The organism is Ancylobacter sp. VNQ12 (assembly GCF_049445835.1).
Lineage (GTDB): Bacteria > Pseudomonadota > Alphaproteobacteria > Rhizobiales > Xanthobacteraceae > Ancylobacter.
In genome coordinates, this window is the sequence record NZ_JBMSDU010000010.1 from 11,633 (window position 1) to 33,151 (window position 21,519).

The following is a 21,519-nucleotide window of genomic DNA, read 5'->3' on the forward strand; positions in this document are numbered from 1 at the left end:
AAGGTGGCGGTCGGGCGTTACCGCGTCAACTTAACGTCTTGTCAGGTCGTTCCGTCGCCACGCGCGAAGACTTTACCCCGCAGACTTCATGCGCGCCGACCAGATGAGCGGGATCGCCCGATCAAAGACAGGTCGCGGCGCAGCCGGCCAGCTGAACTCGTCCCAATAGGCGATGCGGGACTCGCCCGAATACCATTGCGGCACCCAGTAGCGCCCCGCCCGCAGCCGGCGGTCGAGCACGTGGCAGGCGGTGCGCAGCTTGTCGCGCGTGTCGGCGGCGATCACCTTGTCTATGAGCAGATCCACCACCGGATCGGCTATGCCCGACAGGTTGCTGGAGCCCGGCGTCGCCGCCGCACGCGAGCCGAAATAGCTGCGTAGAGACTCGCCCGGCACGGTGGAGACCGAGAAGCGCCGCACCGTGGCATCGAAATCGAAATCGTTCAGCCGGCGCTGATATTGCGGGGAATCGACGAGGCGGAAATTCGCCTCGATACCGAGCAGCTTCAGGTTCTTGATGAAAGGGGCGGTGTGGCGCTCCAGCCCGTTCTCGTCGTCGAGGAACTCGATGGTAAGCGCCGTGCCCTGCGGGTCGGTCAGCCGGCCGTTCTGGATGTGCCAACCCGCCTCCTTGAGAAGCTGCGTGGCCTTGCGCAGCAGGGTACGGTCCTGCCCGGAGCCGTCGGAGACCGGCGGCGACCACGGCTCGCCCTTCAGCGCGGCGATCTCCTGCGGCGTGAGCTTGTCGCCGAGTTGTTCGATCACGGCGATCTCCGCCGGCCCGGCCGGACCTTCCGCCTTGAGGTCGGAATTCTCGAAGAACGAGCTCGTGCGCTTGTAGGCGTCGAACATCAGGTTCTTGTTAGTCCACTGGAAATCGAAGGCGTAGGACAGCGCCTCGCGGACGCGCGGGTCAGTGAATTGCGGGCGGCGGGTGTTGAGGAACCAGCCCTGCGCGCCCGAGGGCGTTTTGTCCGGCAGCACCACCTGCTTCACGCGACCATCGCGCAGCGCGGGAAAATTGTAGCCGGTCGCCCAGGTGCGGGCGGTGAATTCCTGCCGGAACAGATAGGCCTTCGCCTTGAAGCCCTCGAAACCGACCTCGCGGTCGCGGAAATACTCGTAGCGGAGCGTGTCGAAATTGTTCACTCCGGCGTTCACCGGCAGGCCGGCCGCCCAGTAGTCAACGACGCGCTCATAGGCGATGTAGCGGCCCGGCTCGAAGCGGCCGACCTTGTAGGGCCCCGAGCCCAGCGGCGGCTCCAGCGTGCTCTCGTCGAAGGGGGTGGTGCCGTAATAGGCCTTGGAGAAGATCGGCAGCGAGGCGACGAACAGCGGCACGTCGCGCGCCCGCGTCGGGGTGAAGCGCACGGCGAGGATGTCGGCACCCTCCGGCTCGGCGCTTTCCATGTCGCGCAGGCTCTGCACGATGACGGGATGGCCCTTTTCCTTCAGGATATTGAGCGAGAAGGCGACGTCTTCTGCGGTGAGCGCCGTGCCGTCGTGGAAGCGCGCTTCCGGGCGCAGGCGGAAGCGGTAGAGCGTGCCGTCGGCTGAGATGGCGACGCTCCGGGCGACCAGCCCGTAGACCGCGTCCGGCTCGTCGAAGGCGCGCACCATCAGCTTGTCGAAGATGAGGTCGATGCCCTGCGCGCCATCGCCCTTCAGGATGTAGCCGTTGAGCGAATTGAAGGTCTGGAACGACTGGTTGTACGCCGCCGTCGGCCCGACCTGCGAGAAGGTGCCGCCCTTTGGCGTCGCCGGGTCGACATAGTCGAAATGCGTGAAGTCGGCGGGGTATTTCAGGTCGCCGAAGGCGGAGAGGCCGTGTGCTTCGGGAGCGCTCGCCGAGGCGGTCTGCGCGAGGCTGCGGCGGGACATGGCAAGCGCAGCGGCGCTGCCGGCCGCGAGCGAGAGAACCGACCGACGGGAGAGGCGGCCAATCACTGCGTGCCACCCGTCTGCGCGGCCTTGGCGGCGTCCCACCACCAGATGTCGGGGAAGCCGAAGGAATATTCAGGCAGCTTCTCCGGACGGCCGAAGCGGTTCCAGCGCGCGGTGCGCGTGTTGGGGTAGTTCCAGCTCGGCACGACATAGTCGTGCGCCAGCAGCACGCGGTCGAGCGCATGGGTGGCGGCGATCAGTTCGTCGCGGTCCCTGGCGTAGATCACCTTCTCGATCAGCGCGTCGACGCCGGGATCCTTGATGCCGGCATAGTTGCTGGAGCCTTCGCGGTCGGCGGCATTCGAGCCCCAGAAGTCGCGCTGCTCGTTGCCGGGCGAGAGCGACTGGGCCCAGCCGGCGACGATCATGTCGTAATCGCGGGCGCGCAGGCGATTGATATATTGCGAGGTGTCGACCTGCCGCACCGTGACGGTGATGCCGAGCCGCTCCAGCGAGGGCTTGTAGAACAGGACGATGCGCTCGAAGGCCGGATTGGACAGCAGGAACTCGATGGTGAAGGGTTCGCCCTTGGCGTTCACCAGCTTGCCGCCCTTGATCTCATAGCCGGCCTGGCGCAGCAGGTTCGCCGCTTCGCGCAGATTGCCGCGCCGCAGGCCCTCGCTCCAGGTTTCCGGGTTGGTGTAGGGTGTGGTGAAGACACTCGCGGGGATCTTGTCCTTCACGCTCTCCAGAATTTCCAGCTCACGGCCCTGGGGCAGGCCGGAGGAGGCGAGCTCGGTGTTCTGGAAATAGCTCGATGTGCGCTTGTACTGGCCGAAGAACAGCGTGCGGTTCATGCCGTCGAAGTCGAGCGCCAGATTGAGCGCGCGGCGCACCCGCTGGTCCTGGAACTTGTCGCGCCGCAGATTGGGGATGAAGGCCTGCATGGCGCCGGAGGCGCGGTTGGGGAACTCCTCCAGGATCACCTTGCCCTGCTTCACCGCCGGGAAATCATAGGCGGTGGCCCAGTCCTTGGCCGAGGTCTCGACGCGGAAGTCGTACTGGTCGCCCTTGAAGGCTTCGAGCTCGACCGTGCTGTCGCGGAAATACTCGTAACGCTGCTCGGCGAAATTGTTGGTGCCGATGCTGACCGGCAGGTCCCGGCCCCAATAGTCCGGCACCCTCTCGAAGGAGATGGTACGGCCGGGCACCACCTGCTTGACCTTGTAGGGGCCCGAGCCGAGCGGGGCCTCCAGCGTGGTCTGGCTGATGTCGCGCGGCTTGCCGGACGCATCGGTGCCGGTCCACCAATGCTTGGGCATGACGCGGAGCTGGCCGACGATCTGCGGCAGCTCGCGATTGCCCGCTTGGTCGAAGGTGAAGGTCACCTCGCGCTCGCCGGTCGCCGCCGCCGATTTGACGTGGCTGTAATAATAGGCCTGGCGCGGGTTGTTCTTGGTCAGCTGTTCGAACGACCAGACCACGTCGTCGGCGGTGATCGGCTGGCCGTCATGCCATTTGGCTTCCGGGCGCAGGCGATAGGTCACCGAGGAGAAGTCGGCGGGGTAGCTTACGCCTTCCGCCAGCAGGCCGTATTCCGTCGCCACCTCGTCGGAGGAGGGGGTCATCAGCGTGTCGTAGATCAACTGCAACCCGCCGGCCGGGGTACCGCGGGTGATGATGTCGTTGAGCGAATCGAAGGTGCCGTCGGCGGATAGGCGTAGCAGCCCGGCCTTGGGCGCATCGGGATTTACATAGTCGAAGCGCTTGAAGTCCGCCGGGTATTTCGGCTGACCGAGCAGCGAGAGGCCGTGATGCCACTGGCGCTTGCCGGACGCCGCGCTGGTGGCGTCCTGTGCGCTCGCCGGTGCCGCCAGCAGGCAGAGCCCGACGAGGGCGGCGCCGAGGCGAAAGGCGGGGCGGCAAGCGGCGAGGCGGGTGTTCATGCAGGCATCCTTCTCGAGACCAGGCAGCTGCTGCTGCCGATCTTTCCGGGCGTGTTGCAGCCGATGGCGGGGATTATGAACAGTTACGTTCCGAAAAGAATAAGGCCGGGGCGCAAAGCGCCGCCGGCCTGACGGAAACGTGAATTACGCAGGGAGGAGGCGGCGTGCCGCCTCGCCGTCAATTGGCCGGCGCGGGCGCCGCAGCAGGCGCGGCACCGGGCTGGGGCAGCGGCTGCGGGCTATGCGACAACGTATTGAGATAAACCAGCAAATCGGCCCGCTCGGTTTCCTTCGCGATGCCGGCGAAGCCCATCGCGGTACCGGGAATGTCGGCCTTCGGATTCTTGATGAAGTCCGAGAGGTCCTCGAAGGTCCAGTTGCCGCCATGCGCCTTCAGCGCGGCCGAATAAGCGAAGCCCTCGGCGCTGGCGACCGGGCGGCCGACGATGCCGTAGAGATCCGGGCCGACCTTGGCGCCGGCGCCTTCCTGGAAATTGTGGCAGGCCGCGCACTTCTTGGCGACGGCGGCGCCCTTCTCGGCGCTCGCGGCGGCGAGAAGCTGGGCGATCGGCACATCGGCCGGCGCTGCCGCCTGGGCCGCGCCGCTGCCGCCTTCCTGCACGGCGATCTCGAAGCCCGGCTTCTCCGGCGCGTGGCTGGAAAACAGGATGTCGGCGAACACGTTCAGGCCGAGCGTGAAGGTCAGCACGCCCAGAACCGCACCAGCAATCTTGTTCAGCTCGAAGCTGTCCATCGAAATTATCGCTCCCTAAAGTCCGGGGGCGGCGTCCCCTCCGGCCGGTCCGCCGGTGCCCCCTGTCGAATGTAGCAGCCGCTTGACGCAGCCGCCAATCGCGCGGCGGAACTAATCATTTTGACGGTTGACGTGCAACCCGTATAAGCGCGCCGCGGTTGCCACTTTTCGCCATCCGAGGCGGCGGTCGGGCGAGCGCGGGACCTTACGTGAAGGCGCGTCGATGTCCTCTCAGGACGTACTTATTCTTATTCCAGCCCGCATGGCCTCCACACGGCTGCCGGGAAAGCCGCTCGCCGATGTCGGCGGGCGCCCGATGATCGTCGAGGTGGCGCGGCGTTCCGCCGCGGCAGAGATCGGCCGCGTCGTGGTCGCGACCGACGATGAAGGCGTGCGCGACGCCGTGACGGCAGCCGGATTCGACGTCGTGATGACCCGATCCGATCATGCCTCGGGGTCCGACCGAATCTTCGAGGCGCTGGGCCATGTCGACCCGGAAGGCCGCGCCACCCGCATCGTCAACGTGCAGGGCGACCTGCCGACAATCGATCCGGCGCTGATCCGCGCGGCGCTCGACCTGCTCGACAACCCGGCTGTCGACATCGGCACGCTGGCTGCCGAGATCACGGTGGAGGCGGAGCGCACCAATCCGAACGTGGTGAAGGCCGTCGGCAGCCCGCTGGCGCCGACACATCTGCGCGCGCTCTATTTCACCCGCGCGAGCGCTCCCTATGGCGAGGGACCGCTGTTCCATCATATCGGCCTGTATGCCTATCGCCGCGCCGCGCTGGAGCGCTTCGTCGCGCTGCCGCCCTCGCCGCTGGAGAGCCGCGAAAAGCTGGAGCAGCTGCGCGCGCTGGAGGCGGGCATGCGCATCGACGTCGCCGTTGTCGATACCGTGCCGCTCGGCGTCGACACGCCGGAAGATCTGGAGCGGGCGCGCGAGCTGCTCGCGCACGAAGCTGAAGGAAACAGCCTATGACCACCCGCCGCACCGTCGTCTTTCAGGGCGAGCCGGGCGCCAATTCGCACATAGCCTGCCGCGAGGTCTTCCCCGACTATGAGGCGGTGCCGTGCGCCACCTTCGAGGATGCCTTCGCGGCGCTGAAGAACGGCGAGGCCGATCTCGGCATGATCCCGATCGAGAACTCGATCGCCGGGCGTGTCGCCGACATCCATCATCTGATGCCGACCTCGGGGCTCACCATCATCGGCGAGTTCTTCCTGCCGCTGTCGCATCAGTTGATGGCGGTGCCGGGCGCCTCGCTGGCGACGGTGAAGACGGCCGAGAGCCATGTCATGGCGCTCGGCCAGTGCCGCAACATGATCCGCAAGCTGGGGCTGAAGGCCGTTGTCGGCGTCGATACGGCTGGAGCGGCGCGGCTGGTGGCGGAATCGGGCGACCCGACGCGGGCGGCCATCGCCTCGCGCCTTGCCGCCGAGATCTATGGTCTCGACATCATCGCCGAGAATATCGAGGACGATTCGCACAACACCACGCGCTTCATCATCCTTGCGCGCGAAGGCGATTGGGCGCCGGCTGATAATGGCCCGACGGTCACGACCTTCGTGTTCCGCGTGCGCAACGTGCCGGCCGCGCTCTACAAGGCGCTGGGCGGTTTCGCGACCAATGGCGTGAACATGACCAAGCTGGAATCCTACCAGCTCGACGGCGAGTTCTTTGCCACCCAGTTCTATGCCGATGTCGACGGGCATCCGGACGACCGCGCGCTGAAGCTGGCGCTGGAGGAACTGTCGTTCTTCTCCAAGGAAGTGCGCATTCTCGGCGTGTACCCCGCGCATGAGTACCGGATCGCTCTCAGGGCGTGAGAACGGGGCCGCCTAGGCGGCCCTGTTGTCGGTCTGGAAGATCTGCATCGCGGCAGCGAGGGGTTCGGGGCGGCCGAGAAGATAGCCCTGAACCTTCTCGATCCCGAGCTGGCGCAGCGTCACGAGCTCGGCCTCTGTCTCGACGCCTTCGGCGATAATCCGGCTGTTGGTCTCGCGGGCGAACTTGACCAGGGCCGATGCAAGCGCGCGGCGCGAGGGGTCGAGATCGATATTGCGCGTCAGGTTCATGTCGAGCTTGATGAGGTCCGGGCGCAGATACAGGATGTGCTGCAGGCTCGAATATCCGGTGCCGGCATCGTCCACGGCAAGCCGCAGCCCGCGCGTCCTGAACGGCTGCAGGGCGGCAATGATCTCGTTGTAATTCTCCACCATCTCGTGCTCGGTCAGCTCGATGACGATCCGTTCCACCGGCAGCGCGGCGAGGAGCGCGCTCAACTCGGGGCTCAGTATCGTCGCCGGCGACGCGTTCACGGTGAGATAGGCCTCGGGCGGAAAGCACGGCAGCGACGACAGCGCCAGCTTGATCGCCGCCACCTCAAGTTCGATTGCGAGCCCGGCCTCGGCGGCTTCGGCGAACCATTCATTCGGCGGGCGCGAGGGAGGCGCCGAAAAGCGCGACAGGCATTCCAACCCGAGCGGGCGCCCCGTCGCCACATGCCAGATCGGCTGGTAGACGATCGAGATTTGCTGCTCGTCGATGGCTTTCCTCACGCGGGTGCGCTTTTCGTCGAAGGTTCGCTGAACGGTCAGGGAGCGTTCGATCTCGAACGAGGCAAGTTCGGCGAACGCCCTCATCATCTGCATGTCACGCTGGCGCAGCGTGTGATCGGCATGGGGGCCGAGGCAGCAGAACATGCCGTAGACGCTGCCGTCCTTCAAATGTATCGGCACGCTGAGATGCTTGCCGATCGGCAGGGCCTGCGTGATGGGCAGCGCCACGGCGGTCGGTTCGGCCGCAGTATCCGGCATGAATTCGGGCAAGCGACCCGCGAGAATGTGCCGGCAATAGACATCGTCGAGCGAAACGGAATCGCCGACCTTAATCATGGCCTCCAGGCCAGGCGCGTCGACATCGCGGAAAACGGCACGGTTGCCGACGAACTCCGAGATGTACGCCACTTCCATGCGGAGGTGCCGGCGGATCACTTCCAGCATGCGCTTCATCATGCCGGGCCGATCCGGCCCTTCACGGACCGAGACTAGCCAGCTGGAGAGGTAGCCGTCGTCCGTTTGCCCGGCCATGCGCCTACCCGTTCGACCGCCGCGACCGTCCGAGGGCAACGTCGCCGCTTGGGACCCATGTCCCAAGGTAAGTTTAGGGCAGCGTCAGGCAACATCAAGGTGCCAGATCAGGGCCGTCGGCCCGCCTACTCCGCCGCGACGTCGCCGCTGGCGGCGCGTTCCTCGGCATCCTCTATGGTCTTCAGCGCATCGGGGTGCGGCATCGAGATGATGTTGTAGCCCGAATCGACGAAGTGAACCTCGCCGGTCACGCCGGTCGACAGGTCGGAAAGCAGATAGAGCGCGGAGCCGCCGACCTCGTCGATGGTGACGGTGCGGCGTAGCGGTGCGTGGCGCTTCTGGTAGTTGAACATCAGCCGCGCGTCGGTGATGCCCGCGCCCGCCAGGGTGCGGATCGGGCCAGCGGAGATGGCGTTCACGCGGATGCCCTGCGGACCGTAATCGGCGGCGAGATAGCGCACGCTCGCCTCCAGCGCCGCCTTGGCCACGCCCATGACGTTGTAGTTCGGCATGACGCGGGTCGAGCCGCCATAGGTCAGGGTGATCAGCGAGCCGCCATTCGGCATGATCGCCGCCGCCCGCTTGGCAAGCTCGGTGAAAGAGAAGCAGGAGATCACCATGGTGCGCGTGAAGTTGGCGCGGGTGGTGTCGGCGTAGCGGCCCTTCAACTCGTTCTTGTCGGAGAAGCCGATGGCGTGGACGAGGAAGTCGATGCCTCCCCACTTGGCCTTCAGCGCCTCGAAGGTGGCGTCGACCGAGGCAATATCCTCGACGTCGCAAGCCAACACCGTGTCGCTGCCGAGGCTTTCCGCCAGCGGCTTCACGCGCCGGCCCAGCGCCTCGCCCTGAAAGGTGAAGGCAAGTTCGGCGCCCTGGCCGGCCAGCGTCTTGGCGATGCCCCAGGCGATGGAGTGATCATTCGCGACACCCATGACGAGGCCGCGTTTGCCCTGCATCAGGCTCATGGTCGTTGTCCCTTCCGATCGGGGCCGGTCAGGCCGCTTCCGGGTGCTGAAGCACCAGCACGGCATTGGTGCCGCCGAAACCGAAGCCGTTCGAGAGCACCCGGCCGAGCTTCACATTGTCCAGGCGCTCGCGCACGATCGGCATGTCGGCGAAGGCCGGGTCGATCTCGTCGATATGGGCGCTCGCGGCGATGAAGCCGTTCTGCATCATCAGGATCGAATAGATCGCCTCGTGCACGCCGGTGGCGCCCTGCGAGTGGCCGGTGAGCGACTTGGTGGCCGAGATGGGCGGGCACTTGTCGCCGAACACGGCGCGGATCGCCTCGATTTCCTTGAGGTCGCCGATCGGGGTCGAGGTGGCGTGCGGGTTGATGTAGTCGATCGGTGCGCCTTGGCCCTTCAGCGCCAGCTGCATGGCGCGGGCCGCGCCCTCGCCGGAGGGGGCGACCATGTCGGCGCCGTCCGAGCTCGCGCCATAGCCGACGATCTCGGCATAGATGCGCGCGCCGCGGGCCTTGGCGTGCTCCAGCTCTTCCAGAACCAGCACGCCGGCGCCGCCGGAGATGACGAAGCCGTCGCGGTTCTTGTCATAGGGGCGGGAGGCGACCGAGGGGCGGTCATTATAGTCGGAGGACATGGCGCCCATGGCGTCGAACAGATCCGACAGGGTCCAGTCGAGGTCCTCGCAGCCGCCGGCGAACATGACGTCCTGCTTGCCCCACATGATCTGCTCGGCGGCGTTGCCGATGCAGATATTGGTGGTGGCGCAGGCGGCGGAGATGGAATAGCTCGCGCCCTTGATCTTGAACCAGGTCGAGAGCGTGGCCGAGGCGGTGGAGCCCATCGCCTTCGGCACCGCGAAGGGGCCGACGCGCTTGGGGCTGCCGTTCTTGCGGGTGATGTCGGCGGCTTCGACGATGGTGCGGGTGGAGGAGCCGCCCGAACCCATGACGAGACCGGTGCGCTCGTTGGAGATTTCATGTTCCTCAAGGCCGGCGTCGCGGATGGCCTGCTCCATCGCCACATGGTTCCAGGCGGTGCCGCCGCCGTGGAAGCGCATGGCGCGGCGGTCGACGATGGCGCTCGCGTCGAGATCGGGCGCGCCATAGACCTGGCTGCGGAAGCCGAGGTCGACATAGCTCTGCGAGCGGGTGATGCCGCTCTTGCCCTCGCGCAGCGACGCCAGCACCTCCTGGGTGGAGTTGCCGATCGACGAGACGATGCCCATTCCGGTTACGACAACGCGGCGCATAGGCTTCCTTTCCTTCAAAGCAGGCGAGATGGCGCCGCGCACGGCGCTCCGCAAGGTCCGTCCGTCAGGACTGGAACAGGCCGACCTTCAGGTCGCCGGCGCGATAGATGACTTCGCCATCGGCTTCCAGCCAGCCATCGGCGATGCCCAGCACCAGCTTCGAGCGCATCACGCGCTTGAAGTCGATGCCGTAGACCACCTTCTTGACTGTCGGCAGCACCTGGCCGGAGAACTTGATCTCCCCGGCGCCGAGCGCGCGCCCGCGCCCCGGTGCGCCGAGCCAGCCGAGATGGAAGCCGACGAGCTGCCACAGCGCATCAAGGCCGAGGCAGCCGGGCATCACCGGGTCGCCGATGAAGTGACAGGCGAAGAACCAGAGGTCCGGATTGACGTCGAGCTCGGCACGCACATGCCCCTTGCCGTTCGGGCCGCCGGTCTCCGAAATCTCGGTGATGCGATCGAACATGAGCATGGGCGGCGCAGGAAGCTGGGCATTGCCCGGTCCGAAAAGCTCACCGCGCCCGCACGCGAGCAGTTCCTCGTAACTGAAGCTAGACTGGCGCTCGACCATCGTCCCCGTATCACCCAACATTTGTTTCTTCTGCCTTGAGCGGCACCCTGTGAGCAGTCCTGCCGCGGACACGAACGACGGCCCGCACCGAAGGCCCGGCCCGCCGATCGCTGCGCTTCCTATCACACGGTCCTGCGGGCTCAAAGCCGGCAGTCCGGCCCTTGCGGAAACCAAAATGTCACGGCTGTGACAACAGGCAGCCTCCCGCGCGCGCAAGCCCAGATTGGAATAATTACTATCACTCGCCGCGATATTGCCCCGGCGCTTCACGTGCAGATATAATGCCAGAGAAAAATCATGGTGCCGCTGGCGAAGCTTAGGTCGCGGTGCCATTTGTCACATGACGGATCGCGGCGCCGTCGGTCCCCGGAAACGGGAGGCTGGAGGAGCCCGGGCTACGGTAGTCGGAAGTCGAGATGAGCGAAGCCTTTCGCCCCCACCCAATTGCAGTTTCCCGCGTCGTGGTGGATGACGGGGAGCCCGTTCTCCCGGTCGCCAAACTGAGGGACGGTGCGGGTAGCGGCCGTACCGGATGTCCGTTCCATGACGTGCGCCACATGCTGCGCGATGTCGGCCTGCGCCCGACCCGCCAGCGCCTCGCGCTCGGCTGGCTGCTGTTCGCCAAGGGTGACCGGCACGTCTCGGCGGAAATTCTGCACGAGGAAGCCATCAAGGCGCGCTTCCCGGTCTCGCTGGCGACCGTGTACAACACGCTGCACCAGTTCACCGAGGTCGGCCTGCTGCGCGAATTGGCGATCGACGGGTCGAAGACCTATTTCGACACCAACCCCTCGGATCATCACCACTTCTTCCTGGAAGGCGAGAACAACCTTCTCGACATTCCCAGCGCCGCCGTCGAGGTGGAGCGCATTCCCGAGCCGCCGGAAGGCTACGAGGTCGCGCGCGTCGACGTGGTGGTGCGGCTGCGCCCCAAGCGCCGCAGCTGATCTATCCCACGCAGTGTTTCCGAAGGCCGGTCGCGAGACCGGCCTTTTTCGTTTGGCGGCTTCAGCCGCCATCCGCCTTCAGGAAGGCGGCGAGCTCGCGCAGGGCGCGGCGGCTCTCCGGAGCGCCAGCACGCGCGACGAGGATCACAGGCGCCGGCGGCAGCGGCGGCAGGCCGAGGCTCGGGCCGACATCCTCGCTTCCCGCCGGCGCGAGATGTGCGGCCATCGGGGCGACGGCGAGGCCAGCCGCCGCTGCGGCGCTCACCGATGAGACGCTGCCGCCGGTGAAGGCTTCGCGCCAGCCGATTCCCGCGTCGTCGAGGGCGCGGGTGGCGATGGCGCGCACGCCGCAGGGGGCGGCCAGCAGGGCAAGAGGCAGGTCGCTGCCGGCATGTCGCCACGGTTTGGCGGCGAACCAGCCATAGGCATCGCGGCGCAGCGGTTCGCTGTCGCGCCGATCCGCCTCACGGCGCGCGACGACGGCGTCTAGCTCGCCCGAATCATAAGCGTCGAGCAACTGGCGCGAGAAACCCATGCGCACCTCGAACACGATGCCCGGACTGACCGCGCCAATCCGTTGCAGCAGGGCAGGGAGGGCATCGCCCGTCGTGTGGTCGCTGATGCCGAGCCGCAGCCTTTGCGGCGGGGCGTCATTCCAGCGCCGGGCCTCGCGATCCGCAACCAGCAGGCGTCGGGCGCGCTCAAGGAAGTCGGCGCCGTCGGCGGTCACGCGCACGAGACGCGGCGTGCGCTCCAGCAGGACGCGCCCGAGCCGCTCCTCCAGCTTGCGGATTTTCAGGCTAACACCGGCCTGCGTGCCGCCCAGCACCTCGGCGGCGCGGGTGAAGCTGGACAGCTCCGCCACATGGACGAAGGCCTGGACGAGGTCGAGGTCGAGTGGGCGTTCAGTCATACAAATTTGTTATCATAAAAAGCATTGTAAACAACATTATATAATGTTTCGGGCCGCGCTACGACTCCCTCATAGCCCTATGGAGGAAGCCGCCATGCCCATGGTTCAGATAAAATTCGCGTCGCCCGCTCTGCCGTCGGAGGGCGAGGAGGCCATCGCCGGCGCGGCCGCGCGTCTCGCCCAGCGATGGCTCAGCAAGGACCCGCTGGTGACGGCGGTGCTGGTCGAACACGTCGATCCCTCCCGTTGGTTCTGTGGCGGAGTAAGTCTTAGGGAAAGCGGCGTCAGTGCCTTCTGGCTGGACATCCGCATCACCGAAGGCACCAACAGCAAGGACGAGAAGGCGGCGTTCATTGCCGCCACCTTCGCGGCCATGGCCGATCTGCTCGGTCCGCTCCACCCGGAGAGCTATGTCCATGTGGTGGAGGCGCGCGCCGACGCCTATGGCTATGGCGGGCTGACGCAGGAGCGCCGCTACATCGCCGGCCGTCCGGCGCCGTCGCCTCAGTCGAACTTTTCGCCGGGATAGACGCCCCAGAGTTTTTCCTGCTCGACGAAGCCGTCGAAACCGCTGTCGAAGAAGCGGCACCATTTGCCGTCGCAATGGTCGACCTTGCCGAGCACGCCGGGCTCCAGCCGGGCGCGCACGGCGGCGTCCTTCTCCGGCGCCGCATAGAGCGCCGTCGATTCGTTCTTGGCCCAGGGGTTCACCAGCGCGGTCCGCCGTCCCGACAGCATGGAGTGGTAGACCCAGCCCTCGGCACCATCCGAATCGCGGATGCGGCGCCAGGTTTCGAACTCCGCCGTCACCTCGACCGGCAGGCCGGCGCGGGTGAACACCCAGGCGACCGCGTGGTCGCGCGTCGGGCCCGAGCGCACGTTCACCTTGTCGGCTTTAAGACTGAGAAAGCGCGGCACCGGCAGGCCGCTGGCGCGCCCCACCGGCCCCTTGGAATCGGCCGCGCCGGCCTCCGCATCCTGTGCGCGTGCCGGCGCGGCGGCCGGCGGCAACACGAGCAGGGCCGCGGCGAGCGCAAGCGCGCCGCCGAGCCCGATCCGCATTCCCAAATCCCGATGGCTGCGGAGCCTCGCCCCAATCCGAAGCCATGTCTTACGCATCGTTCCGTCCATTCAACCGTTCGTCGATCCCGGGCGCCGTCCATCTGCGCCAACCGCGAGGCATCGCCTGCACCGCAATTCGGTACATTTTTGTGTTTCACGGACCCGTCTGCTAAGGAACGCAACACCCCGACGGCGCGAGTGTGTGCCCTCAGCGTTAACGGGACCTTGATGCCGACAGCTATTCGCACGGGGAGTGACATGGCCCGCAAAAAGCCGCTGGTTGTTGTCACGCGCAGATTGCCGGACAAGATCGAAACCCGGATGCGCGAACTCTTCGACGCCCGCCTCAATGTCGAGGACGTGCCGATGTCGCAGGCGCAGCTCGCCGAGGCGGTGGAGACGGCCGACGTTCTCGTGCCGGCGATCTGCGACCGCATAGATGCCAAGGTGATCGAGGCGGCGGGGCCGAATCTCAAACTGATCGCCAATTTCGGCAATGGCGTCGACCATATCGACGTTGCTGCGGCGACGGCGCGTGGCATCACCATCACCAACACGCCGGGCGTGCTGACCGAAGATACGGCCGACATGACCATGGCGCTTATCCTCGCGGTGCCGCGCCGGCTGACCGAGGGCGCCGCGCTGATCACCAGCGATGACGGCGTCTGGCCGGGCTGGTCGCCGACCTGGATGCTCGGCCATCGCATCTGGGGGAAAAGGCTCGGCATCATCGGCATGGGGCGCATCGGCCAGGCGGTGGCCCGGCGCGCCAAGGCCTTCGGCCTCCAGATCCACTATCACAATCGTCGTCCGCTGCCCGCGCATATCGAGGACGAGCTCGAGGCGACCTATTGGGACAGTCTCGATCAGATGCTGGCGCGGATGGATATCCTGTCCGTCAACTGTCCGCACACGCCGGGGACCTTCCATCTGCTCTCGGCCCGCCGGCTCAAGCTGATCCGGCCTGACGCCTATATCGTCAACACGGCGCGCGGCGAGGTGATCGACGAGCACGCGCTGATCCGGATGATCGAGAATGGCGAGATCGCCGGCGCCGGCCTCGACGTGTTCGAGCGCGAGCCGGCGGTGAGCCCGAAGCTGCTGAAGCTCGCCCGCGCCGGCAAGGTGGTGCTGCTGCCGCATATGGGCTCGGCCACCGTCGAGGCGCGCGTCGACACCGGCGAGAAGGTGATCGTCAACATCAAGGCGTTCATGGACGGCCACCGCCCGCCCGACCGGGTGCTGCCCAACATGCTGTGAGGTGGACGTCACCGCGCGCCGGGTGTCACCGATGCCAAGTGGAATGTCGCCTTTTGGGTCACCGCCTGTGGGCGGACAAATCGGTGATGGTGCGGTTCTCGCCGGTCAGCGGATTGTCCGGGTCCCAGCCATAGCTCAGCGTCTCGAAGCGCATCGAGCGCGTGTCGATCATCAGCAGCCGCCCGACCAGCCCTTCGCCGAAGCCGACAATGGCGCGGATCGCCTCCAGGGCCACCAGCGAGCCGGCCACCCCGGCCAGCGCGCCGAGAATGCCGGCCTCCGCGCAGCTCGGCACCGTGCCGGCCGGCGGCGGCTCGGGGAACAGGCAGCGATAGGTCGGGTTGGGCGTGCCATCCGCTGCCGTCTCATGCGGTCGCAGTGTTGTTACCGTGGCGTCGAAGCGCCCCAGCGCCGCGGTCACCAGCGGCTTGCCGGCCAGCGCGCAGGCATCTGAGACGAGATAGCGGGTGGAGAAATTGTCCGAGCCGTCGATCACGACGTCGACGGCATCGATCAGTGCCATGGCATTCTCGGCGGTGATGCGCTGGTTGACGCCCTCTACCGTCACATGTGGGTTGAGCGCGGCCACGAAGGCCTCCGCGCTTTCGGTCTTCGGCCGGTCGATCGCCGCGGTGGTGTGGATGACCTGCCGTTGCAGATTGGAGAGCGAGACCACGTCGTCGTCGACGATGACAAGGCGCCCGACGCCGGCGGCGGCGAGATAGAGCAGGGCGGGGGCGCCGAGCCCGCCGGCGCCGACCACCAGCACGCTGGCTTTCTTTAGCTTCTGCTGGCCTGGCCCGCCGATTTCCGCCAACACGAGGTGGCGCGCATAGCGCTCGACCTCGTCGGACGAGAACAGAGAAGGGCGGCCGGGGCCCGTCTGCCGGACGGGCGGTGCATCGGAGCTGATCATGGCGCCTATATAGCAACGATGCGCGCCGCCCGCATCGTGGCGCGGCAGGAGTGCGGGCGGATGGTCGCGCGGGCATGCCGGCAGGCGCCTCCCGCCGGGCGCTCGATGAGTGGAGCGGGCCGCGATGAGAAGCTGGTGACGCACGCCACGCGGACGGTTGCCCGCCCACGCCGCTTCGACTATGAAGTCACCTCGTAAGAGCGGCGTCCGCGCCCTCGGCACCCGTAGCTCAGCTGGATAGAGCGTTGCCCTCCGAAGGCAAAGGTCGCACGTTCGAATCGTGCCGGGTGCGCCAATCTTTTCAATGGGTTGGTTGATTTTTGGCTCTGGTTTCGAGCTGGTCCCACACAAGCTTCCCACACAAGCCGTCTGCTGGCAGCGCTCGGCGCAGTGATTCTACTCGCCGGCTGCCAGAGCGCTGCCGGGCCCGGTGCATCGACGCAAACAGCGGCTGAGCGATTGGCGTCCTATGTCGGCTCGACGCTTGATGTCTTCGAGCGCGATGCGACCGGCGTACGCCCGGTGAGTTCGAGAGATACCGCCGAAGGTCGCATCTTTCTCTACGAAGGGGATCCGGTGATCGTGACGACGTCCCTGCCGCCCTATGTCCCGGCGACGCGCAGATACAACGACCCAAATTTGGGCGCGGCGGCGAACAATCTCACCGCCGCGGTCGGCACCGTGCCGGGCATGTCGCGATCGACGATCCAGGTCTGTCGTGTCTATATCCTCGCGACCCGCGTCGGCGAAACGCCGGAGCCCTCTAGCTGGTTGATCAAGCGCGTTGAACTGGAGGGGGCCTGTTAGATGCCGCTGCAGGCACCTAAGGGCCCGATGGCCTGGGCTGGAGCGCGCCGGGCCCGGGGCCTCACTATCATGTCGATGACGATGTCCTCGCCCCGACCATAGGGGCCGGCATCCGATCCGCTCAGTCAGTTCAACGGGGATGATCTCTACGAAGCTGAATCATAGATCGTCGGCGCGGAAAGGACGTCGGCCGCCTCCAGCCTCAAGGCATGATCACCTGGGTGTATGTGATCCAACTTGCGCAGCGCTGCCGCTTCGATCTTCGACCGATGACGTTCAAAGCGCGCCATTCGTTCTGCCCGTTGCGTGGCCTTTCCGTCCTCAAGTTGATCAAGGGCGTCCCAGCTCACGAGGCAGGCGACCAGGTCTTTGTCCCCGCGAAAATGGAAGCGGATGGCCCTGCTCTCTTCAAGGTCGTCTGGCGGCATGGCTGAGTGATGTAGCGTCATGGCGATGTCCTCCGTGTGGAGGTCAACCCGCAAGGTTCGCCGAAGTTTCCCCTGGCGCCTTGGCGGGGCTCCGTCGACGCCCTACGCTCGCCCTCCATGTGCAACCTCTACAGCCATCACTCCAACCTGCAGGCGATCACCGACCTGGTAGGCACGCTGCGCAATGGGGCCGGCAACCTTCCGCCCCAACCCGGCATCTTCCCGGATTATCCGGCGCCGATCGTGCGGACTGCCGAGGATGGAGAGCGCGAGCTCACTATGGCGCGCTGGGGCATGCCGTCGCCGCTCTTCGTCCTGAAGGGCAAGAACCGCGATCCGGGCGTCACCAACATCCGGAACGTCGCCTCGCCGCACTGGCGCCGCTGGCTCGGGCCGTCGCATCGCTGCCTGGTGCCGTTCACCAGCTTCTCCGAGAATGCGCCCGTCACACATGAGGTGACGTGGTTCGCGCTCGATGAGACGCGGCCGCTCGCCTTCTTTGCAGGTCTCTGGACCAATTGGACCAGCGTGCGCAAGGTGAAGGAAGGCGAGGTCACGGCTGACATTTTCGGCTTTCTCACCACTGAGCCGAATGCCGTCGTGGCGCCGATCCATCCGAAGGCCATGCCGGTGATCCTCACCACGGTGGAGGAGCGCAAGGTATGGCTGCGCGCACCGTGGGAAGAGGCCAAGTCACTGCAGCGGCCGCTGGCGGATGATCGTCTGACCATCGTGGCCCGCGGCGGCAAGGAAGACCCGCCGCCCGCGCCGGTGCAGGCGAGCTTGTTCTGACGCTTCCTATTCTACCTCGTCCGGCGTCTCGCCATGGCGCGCGAGGATGACTGCCGGCGAATAGTCCCCAGTCGCCAGGTCGGCGTCGCGCGAGAAGGCTATCACGCCGGCATGCTGTGGCGCGATCGCAGCTGCGCGGCGGATAACGGCCATCGCACTCGGCAACTCGTGCCCCTCGCCAGGGACAAGGTCACCCTCATCGTTTCGGCCAAACGGCAGCACGACGTAATAGGTCACGGCCATTCGCGGGCTCCCTTCATGGACCTGTTCAGACCAAGCCGTTGCTCCCCGGCGGCCACTGGTAGGTCACCTCGTGGATCGCGGAGGTGAGTTGGCGGTCCATCACGATCAGATCATTGTTTAGGATTTCCAACGCGACATAGACCGTCGTACCAATGGTGATCTCGCCCGACCACTGCACCACCTTGCGTTGGAACTCGCGCACCTCCCGCTGCATACGCTCGGCCTCGGACGACGTCAGGCCTCGCTTTGAGCGCTGGACCATCAAGCCTCTCCCACTTTCTTGATCTGCCGGGATGACCGGCCTCGCGCATAGCCCCACGATGCTTCCTGCCGAGCCATTTCCAGTGCGATCTCCAGGTACTGCTGCCCGATCAGCAGCGCCCTGATTGTTGCTCGCATGTCGCCGTCGCAGGCCTCTATCGCCTCATCGATATCGGCGTCGGAAACGGCAAAAGCTCCCGCCTCGGCGGGCGGCTGCTCGCTCGTCATGGGCGTCTCCCTGATCTGATGGAGACATTGATTCCATGAGAACGAAACAAGAACAAGTGTGATAACGTCGATTACCACCATCTCCCTATGGATGGATCGGAGGGAATCGGCGAAGAGCCTCCTATGGAGCCCTACAAGATCGTCCTAAAGAAGCTCGCCAAGTCCGGGAATGAGTGGGTCATCGCCCCGGAAGATCCGCCGGCTGAGATGCGCGTGTGGACCGGCCAGTGCGCCTTCGTGCCGGGTGACATCACTGAGCTACGCAAGCGTGTCGCCGCCGTGCGCATCAGCTTCTTGGCCGATGTCCTGCCAGCCGAAGGCGGCGGATGGGTGCACGCCGGGGCCAGCGACCTCGTGAAGCTGCTGAAAGCGCTCAGAAAATAGCCGCCTAATACATTCCGGAATGTAACTTGCCGATCGGCGTTGTCCCATTCGAAACTGCACCGGACTCCCTAGACGGAAGGTGAAGCGGTGGATCCGGCAATCGAGCAGATCGAGAAGGTGCGACTGGCATGCAGCTGCCATCTGGCGGCGGTGCAGCGTGCGAGCGCTGCCGAACAGACCCGGGAGCCTACGGAGATACAAGCGGCCATGGAAGCGCTGGATGATGCCTCTGAGGCGCTCCAGCGGGAGGCGCTGAAACTCCTGACAGAGAAGCGCCCGCGAACCGCCGCCGGCGCGGCCGAGGTGCTGAGCTACGTCGCCAGCCAACAGGGGGCAGACGCCCTCCCCGACACCACAGAAGACGGACGGGACTTTCCGCGAGCGGTCATGGCCGTCTGTGCGGAGGCTATTCGGGACGGTGCCCGGCACCGCGTCCCAGAGTAAAGCAGGCGTTGCGGTAGTGCTTGGCTACGAAACAGCAGTTTTGACAAGGGGTTGCGGTGAAGCGCTTGCGGTCGATCTCACTGACCATAGCTTCAAGGATATCTCCGTCGAAAGGCGTCGTCAGTGCCCAGTTCTAGGTCCGACAAGGCCTTTTCCAGAGCGTCCCAAGGAACAGCAGCTGGCAGCCGGCTGGGGTCGTCGAAAGGGTCCTTTGTGCAAGCTTGGCGCAATCGCACGATCAAATGACGAATGTCTAATTCGGACGACCAAAATCTCATCGGATTAAAACAGCCGGTCCGAGTGGACTGCCTGATGTGACTCGCTGTGGTTCCAAGAATTTGAAGGCGGCGTTTCGTCTCTGCCACGAGAGACGCCCGCTTGGTACCGTCCAACTCAGACCAAGCCAAAGCCGATACGTCGACGCACTTCTCAGCCTGGTCTTTTAGCTTATCGCAGATGTCCCTCACTTCTTTGCGCCTATCTCTCACGCGAGACAAATAATGCGCAACAAACAAACCTATAATCGCAACAGCTATTCCTGGAATTGCAGGCGCGTAAAGAGAAGGATTTAATAAATATGTAGGCTTTTCTGAAATAGTAATTGAAAATGAACTTTGCATCGACGGAATATAAAATGAATTACTATCTCCTCTAAATATTTCGCAATTTAATACTTTAAGACCTTCTGCCGATGTGTCAGGCATGTTTTTCCTTTGACGGATTATGAGCCTGATCTATCGACTCCCAAGCCTCCACCCCGTATGTTTCGTCTTCTTCAGATATTATTGTAAGTAACTTTCGCAAATCGCCCGGCGAATATCCCTCTACGCGAACCAAGCCGCCAAAGGCTTCATCAATAAACGATGAGCCAAATCCGCGCGTGCCATCTAGCACCACCGTAACTGGTCCGTCCTTTAAGTGACGCGCGATGTAATCTTCCCGGAATTCTTGACCGCTATGCCTCCCCTGCTGCCGAAAGCGGGGGCCGGGATCGATTGAGAAATCACGCGCTATTGATATCAATTTCGTCTTCTTCGTCATCTTGGGTCTCTACGCTCGCCCCGTGCCGCACACGCCATTCGATCAGGGTTCCCTCGATCGACACGAGGTGGTCGCGAATTTGCTCTTGCCCGTTTATATAGTGATATCGTCCGGAGTTTGACACGATAAGGAGCTCACCATCGTCGCATTGATCGACGAAGCGTTTCATATCGCGAAAACCCTTGCCGCGGCCGCTTTGCCCCGTGGAACTCCGGTGAAGCTCAGTTGCCGCCATTATCATATGGGCGTCCGTTGGTGAGAAGCCTGTCAGCGATCTGAGCGCAGCGAACCTTTCCGGCCATGTCGGGTCCAACGTCCGTGGGATGCCGACGCCTTGATCCAACACAATCACCATCATCTCTCGTTTGGCCGGGTCGATGTATGCTGACAGCCACCAGCGGCCATGCATGCAATGCGCGGGGTCCGCTCCTTGATAGGCATGCTCCACCGAGTTTCCCATCGCCTCCTTGAGGGCACCCACCATCCTCCTTTTTGCCTTGGCATTCATTTGGAATGCGCCGCGTGTGACCGCGTCAGTTAGGCCAGAGGCGAACTCGGCGATCACGGCTTTTGCAGATACAAATTTCAGAAAGTGCGGCCGATCCTCCCGACTGCTAACACCCTCCAAGTCTGGAAGGTCCGCGACCTCAAAGAGCGAAAAGAACCCTAGATCGCGCAGCTGGAGGCAGACATCAATGTCTTTGGGGTAGCTGCCAGAAATTATAGGACCATTTCGATATGATCGAATGGCGCGGCAGCGATATATCTCAGCGGCCAACAATAGCGCGGCGGCGGGCTCTAGGTGGGTAATGCGATCAAAATATACAAATGCCGGAAGTCGATTAATTAACGTAGTATTCCTTAACTGCGCTATCGCGCTCACCGTTTCGTCGTAATTATCCCTTAGAGAAATAACCTGAGGGAGCATTATTGGTAGGCGACGCTCATCTTTAGGCAAACTTATTCCGTAAGATTGAGAGAAAATGCTTCTATATTCAGAAATCTTCCTAGATAGACGCTGGTGCGCGAGCGAAAGCTCTTTCAATACGCGTGCATGGCGCCGGCGGCGGCGATCTCGCCGATGCTGCAGCGCTAGTATTTTCAATTTCCGTTGAGTCGAAATTCTCTTCATGTCGTAGGAATCGATCGACAAAGGGCATCTGTTACGCTCCTAACGTCACCGAGACCTAAAATCTAGCTACACCAATATGGCGCTCTAACCTGGTTTTCGCCTTACTCATAGTGGCGCTTTTTTACGCAACGGATACCCCGCATTTGCAGCACCTGTTGCAAGGCCTCGGGCGCATGAGGTTCCATCTCGTCGAGCT

At 64.5% G+C, this 21,519-nt stretch carries 27 protein-coding genes and 1 tRNA gene; 11 read left to right on the top strand and 17 right to left on the bottom strand.

Going from position 1 to position 21,519, the window contains the following annotated elements:
* Positions 1 to 72: 72 nt before the first annotated feature.
* The 3 genes from ACO2RV_RS14405 to ACO2RV_RS14415 form a co-directional block, all read right to left on the bottom strand.
* Positions 73 to 1,944: an extracellular solute-binding protein gene (locus tag ACO2RV_RS14405; RefSeq protein ID WP_423294369.1), complete on the bottom strand. Its 1,872-nt coding sequence runs from the start codon at positions 1,942 to 1,944 to the stop codon at positions 73 to 75.
* Entirely contained in the window at positions 1,944 to 3,830 is a 1,887-nt protein-coding gene (locus ACO2RV_RS14410) for an extracellular solute-binding protein (protein ID WP_423294117.1), read from the bottom strand. The genes ACO2RV_RS14405 and ACO2RV_RS14410 overlap by 1 nt, the downstream gene beginning before the upstream one ends.
* A 178-nt stretch (positions 3,831 to 4,008) precedes the next feature.
* Positions 4,009 to 4,584 (bottom strand): c-type cytochrome, encoded by a 576-nt coding sequence (locus tag ACO2RV_RS14415; RefSeq protein WP_423294119.1) that lies wholly within the window; start codon positions 4,582 to 4,584, stop codon positions 4,009 to 4,011.
* A 223-nt stretch (positions 4,585 to 4,807) separates the two neighbouring features.
* Here ACO2RV_RS14415 and ACO2RV_RS14420 point away from each other — a divergent pair, with 223 nt between their 5' ends.
* Together ACO2RV_RS14420 and ACO2RV_RS14425 are read left to right on the top strand one after the other, a co-directional pair.
* Positions 4,808 to 5,566: a 3-deoxy-manno-octulosonate cytidylyltransferase gene (locus ACO2RV_RS14420; protein ID WP_423294121.1), complete on the top strand. Its 759-nt coding sequence runs from the start codon at positions 4,808 to 4,810 to the stop codon at positions 5,564 to 5,566.
* Positions 5,563 to 6,414 (top strand): prephenate dehydratase, encoded by an 852-nt coding sequence (locus ACO2RV_RS14425; RefSeq protein ID WP_423294123.1) that lies wholly within the window; start codon positions 5,563 to 5,565, stop codon positions 6,412 to 6,414. Before ACO2RV_RS14420 ends, ACO2RV_RS14425 begins: the two co-directional genes overlap by 4 nt.
* A 12-nt stretch (positions 6,415 to 6,426) precedes the next feature.
* Here ACO2RV_RS14425 and ACO2RV_RS14430 read toward each other — a convergent pair whose 3' ends face one another.
* The 4 genes from ACO2RV_RS14430 to fabA all read right to left on the bottom strand — a co-directional run bounded on the left by ACO2RV_RS14430 (position 6,427) and on the right by fabA (position 10,465).
* Positions 6,427 to 7,602 (bottom strand): sensor domain-containing phosphodiesterase, encoded by a 1,176-nt coding sequence (locus ACO2RV_RS14430; protein WP_423294125.1) that lies wholly within the window; start codon positions 7,600 to 7,602, stop codon positions 6,427 to 6,429.
* Positions 7,603 to 7,802: 200 nt separating this feature from the next.
* Positions 7,803 to 8,642 (bottom strand): enoyl-ACP reductase FabI, encoded by an 840-nt coding sequence (gene fabI, locus ACO2RV_RS14435; protein WP_423294127.1) that lies wholly within the window; start codon positions 8,640 to 8,642, stop codon positions 7,803 to 7,805.
* A gap of 28 nt (positions 8,643 to 8,670) precedes the next feature.
* Positions 8,671 to 9,894: a beta-ketoacyl-ACP synthase I gene (gene fabB / locus ACO2RV_RS14440; protein ID WP_423294129.1), complete on the bottom strand. Its 1,224-nt coding sequence runs from the start codon at positions 9,892 to 9,894 to the stop codon at positions 8,671 to 8,673.
* A 64-nt stretch (positions 9,895 to 9,958) separates the two neighbouring features.
* The gene (fabA, locus tag ACO2RV_RS14445; protein WP_423294371.1) at positions 9,959 to 10,465 is read right to left on the bottom strand and encodes a 3-hydroxyacyl-[acyl-carrier-protein] dehydratase FabA; all 507 of its coding nucleotides are present in this window, start codon (positions 10,463 to 10,465) and stop codon (positions 9,959 to 9,961) included.
* A 416-nt stretch (positions 10,466 to 10,881) separates the two neighbouring features.
* On the opposite strand from fabA, the gene irrA reads away from it, so the two are divergent.
* On the top strand, positions 10,882 to 11,412 hold the full coding sequence (gene irrA, locus ACO2RV_RS14450; protein WP_423294131.1) for an iron response transcriptional regulator IrrA: 531 nt from the start codon (positions 10,882 to 10,884) through the stop codon (positions 11,410 to 11,412).
* 61 nt (positions 11,413 to 11,473) lie between these two features.
* On the opposite strand, the gene ACO2RV_RS14455 is transcribed toward irrA, so the two are convergent.
* Positions 11,474 to 12,325 carry a LysR family transcriptional regulator gene (locus ACO2RV_RS14455; protein WP_423294133.1) on the bottom strand — a complete coding sequence of 284 codons (852 nt, stop codon included), beginning with the start codon at positions 12,323 to 12,325 and terminating at the stop codon, positions 11,474 to 11,476.
* Positions 12,326 to 12,419: 94 nt separating this feature from the next.
* Here ACO2RV_RS14455 and ACO2RV_RS14460 point away from each other — a divergent pair, with 94 nt between their 5' ends.
* A complete protein-coding gene (locus tag ACO2RV_RS14460; protein WP_423294135.1) occupies positions 12,420 to 12,854 on the top strand; it encodes a 4-oxalocrotonate tautomerase in 435 nt (144 codons plus the stop codon).
* On the opposite strand, the gene ACO2RV_RS14465 is transcribed toward ACO2RV_RS14460, so the two are convergent.
* Positions 12,830 to 13,387: an SH3 domain-containing protein gene (locus ACO2RV_RS14465; protein WP_423294137.1), complete on the bottom strand. Its 558-nt coding sequence runs from the start codon at positions 13,385 to 13,387 to the stop codon at positions 12,830 to 12,832. The genes ACO2RV_RS14460 and ACO2RV_RS14465 overlap by 25 nt on opposite strands.
* Before the next feature lie 258 nt (positions 13,388 to 13,645).
* Between ACO2RV_RS14465 and ACO2RV_RS14470 the strand changes: the two genes are divergently transcribed.
* Positions 13,646 to 14,647, top strand: coding sequence for a 2-hydroxyacid dehydrogenase (locus ACO2RV_RS14470; protein WP_423294139.1), 1,002 nt, complete (start codon positions 13,646 to 13,648; stop codon positions 14,645 to 14,647).
* 58 nt (positions 14,648 to 14,705) lie between these two features.
* Here ACO2RV_RS14470 and ACO2RV_RS14475 read toward each other — a convergent pair whose 3' ends face one another.
* Positions 14,706 to 15,563 carry a HesA/MoeB/ThiF family protein gene (locus tag ACO2RV_RS14475; RefSeq protein WP_423294140.1) on the bottom strand — a complete coding sequence of 286 codons (858 nt, stop codon included), beginning with the start codon at positions 15,561 to 15,563 and terminating at the stop codon, positions 14,706 to 14,708.
* A 60-nt stretch (positions 15,564 to 15,623) separates the two neighbouring features.
* Here ACO2RV_RS14475 and ACO2RV_RS14480 point away from each other — a divergent pair, with 60 nt between their 5' ends.
* The 3 genes from ACO2RV_RS14480 to ACO2RV_RS14490 all read left to right on the top strand — a co-directional run bounded on the left by ACO2RV_RS14480 (position 15,624) and on the right by ACO2RV_RS14490 (position 16,370).
* A complete protein-coding gene (locus ACO2RV_RS14480; RefSeq protein ID WP_423294142.1) occupies positions 15,624 to 15,761 on the top strand; it encodes a hypothetical protein in 138 nt (45 codons plus the stop codon).
* 20 nt (positions 15,762 to 15,781) lie between these two features.
* A tRNA-Arg gene (locus ACO2RV_RS14485) sits at positions 15,782 to 15,858 on the top strand.
* Between the two features lie 164 nt (positions 15,859 to 16,022).
* The gene (locus tag ACO2RV_RS14490) at positions 16,023 to 16,370 is read left to right on the top strand and encodes a hypothetical protein (protein WP_423294143.1); all 348 of its coding nucleotides are present in this window, start codon (positions 16,023 to 16,025) and stop codon (positions 16,368 to 16,370) included.
* Between the two features lie 146 nt (positions 16,371 to 16,516).
* Here ACO2RV_RS14490 and ACO2RV_RS14495 read toward each other — a convergent pair whose 3' ends face one another.
* Positions 16,517 to 16,819: a DUF1488 family protein gene (locus ACO2RV_RS14495; RefSeq protein ID WP_423294144.1), complete on the bottom strand. Its 303-nt coding sequence runs from the start codon at positions 16,817 to 16,819 to the stop codon at positions 16,517 to 16,519.
* Positions 16,820 to 16,915: 96 nt separating this feature from the next.
* Here ACO2RV_RS14495 and ACO2RV_RS14500 point away from each other — a divergent pair, with 96 nt between their 5' ends.
* Positions 16,916 to 17,590: an SOS response-associated peptidase gene (locus tag ACO2RV_RS14500; protein ID WP_423294146.1), complete on the top strand. Its 675-nt coding sequence runs from the start codon at positions 16,916 to 16,918 to the stop codon at positions 17,588 to 17,590.
* A 6-nt stretch (positions 17,591 to 17,596) separates the two neighbouring features.
* On the opposite strand, the gene ACO2RV_RS14505 is transcribed toward ACO2RV_RS14500, so the two are convergent.
* The 3 genes from ACO2RV_RS14505 to ACO2RV_RS14515 are packed head-to-tail and all read right to left on the bottom strand — an operon-like array spanning position 17,597 to position 18,322.
* Entirely contained in the window at positions 17,597 to 17,833 is a 237-nt protein-coding gene (locus tag ACO2RV_RS14505) for a hypothetical protein (protein ID WP_423294148.1), read from the bottom strand.
* Positions 17,834 to 17,858: 25 nt separating this feature from the next.
* Positions 17,859 to 18,095, bottom strand: coding sequence for a hypothetical protein (locus tag ACO2RV_RS14510; RefSeq protein ID WP_423294150.1), 237 nt, complete (start codon positions 18,093 to 18,095; stop codon positions 17,859 to 17,861).
* The gene (locus ACO2RV_RS14515) at positions 18,095 to 18,322 is read right to left on the bottom strand and encodes a hypothetical protein (protein WP_423294152.1); all 228 of its coding nucleotides are present in this window, start codon (positions 18,320 to 18,322) and stop codon (positions 18,095 to 18,097) included. The genes ACO2RV_RS14510 and ACO2RV_RS14515 overlap by 1 nt, the downstream gene beginning before the upstream one ends.
* 123 nt (positions 18,323 to 18,445) lie before the next feature.
* Here ACO2RV_RS14515 and ACO2RV_RS14520 point away from each other — a divergent pair, with 123 nt between their 5' ends.
* Together ACO2RV_RS14520 and ACO2RV_RS14525 are read left to right on the top strand one after the other, a co-directional pair.
* Positions 18,446 to 18,706: a hypothetical protein gene (locus tag ACO2RV_RS14520; protein ID WP_423294154.1), complete on the top strand. Its 261-nt coding sequence runs from the start codon at positions 18,446 to 18,448 to the stop codon at positions 18,704 to 18,706.
* Between the two features lie 87 nt (positions 18,707 to 18,793).
* A complete protein-coding gene (locus ACO2RV_RS14525; RefSeq protein WP_423294156.1) occupies positions 18,794 to 19,150 on the top strand; it encodes a hypothetical protein in 357 nt (118 codons plus the stop codon).
* A 92-nt stretch (positions 19,151 to 19,242) separates the two neighbouring features.
* Here the strand turns inward: ACO2RV_RS14525 and ACO2RV_RS14530 are convergent, their stop codons facing one another.
* Genes ACO2RV_RS14530 through ACO2RV_RS14540 form a run of 3 tightly spaced genes read right to left on the bottom strand, consistent with a single transcriptional unit; the run spans position 19,243 to position 21,344 of the window.
* Positions 19,243 to 19,854, bottom strand: a complete 612-nt coding sequence (locus ACO2RV_RS14530; protein WP_423294158.1) for a hypothetical protein — start codon at positions 19,852 to 19,854, stop codon at positions 19,243 to 19,245.
* A complete protein-coding gene (locus ACO2RV_RS14535; RefSeq protein WP_423294160.1) occupies positions 19,847 to 20,191 on the bottom strand; it encodes an STAS-like domain-containing protein in 345 nt (114 codons plus the stop codon). The genes ACO2RV_RS14530 and ACO2RV_RS14535 overlap by 8 nt, the downstream gene beginning before the upstream one ends.
* A complete protein-coding gene (locus ACO2RV_RS14540; RefSeq protein ID WP_423294162.1) occupies positions 20,154 to 21,344 on the bottom strand; it encodes a hypothetical protein in 1,191 nt (396 codons plus the stop codon). Before ACO2RV_RS14540 ends, ACO2RV_RS14535 begins: the two co-directional genes overlap by 38 nt.
* Between the last annotated feature and the right edge of the window lie 175 nt (positions 21,345 to 21,519).